Source organism: Halomonas sp. ND22Bw (assembly GCF_003011945.1).
GTDB lineage: Bacteria > Pseudomonadota > Gammaproteobacteria > Pseudomonadales > Halomonadaceae > Halomonas > Halomonas halophila.
Genome location: NZ_PXWD01000181.1, coordinates 1 through 441, shown reverse-complemented (window position 1 = coordinate 441; position 441 = coordinate 1). Strand labels below are relative to the sequence as shown.

General features: G+C 63.5%; 1 protein-coding gene. It reads left to right on the top strand.

Going from position 1 to position 441, the window contains the following annotated elements; genetic code table 11:
• Positions 1-441 (top strand): FAD-dependent oxidoreductase (locus CVH10_RS17585; protein WP_181244460.1); only part of this gene is annotated, 441 nt, incomplete at both ends.

Sequence of the window (441 nt, the reverse complement as noted above, 5' to 3'; positions counted from 1 at the left end):
GTCTATCCGAACGGCATCTCGACCTCCGTTTCGGAGCCTACGCAGCTCGCCTTCTTGCGGACCATTCCCGGCCTGGAGGCGGTCGAGGTGTTTCGCTACGGCTACGCCATCGAATATGACTATGTCGATCCGCGTGAGTTGACGCGCGCACTCGAGGTGAAGAAGCGGCCCGGTCTTTATCTGGCTGGCCAGATCAACGGCACGACCGGCTACGAGGAGGCGGCTGCCCAGGGCCGGATGGCGGGGCTGAATGCGGCGCGGGCTTCGGGCGGGCAGCCGCCTGTCATCCTGGGACGAGACCAGGCCTATATCGGCGTGATGATCGACGACCTGGTTACGCGCGGCGTGACCGAGCCGTATCGGATGTTCACCAGTCGCGCGGAATATCGTCTGACCCTGAGAGCTGACAACGCCGATCAGCGGCTGACGCCCTTAGGTATA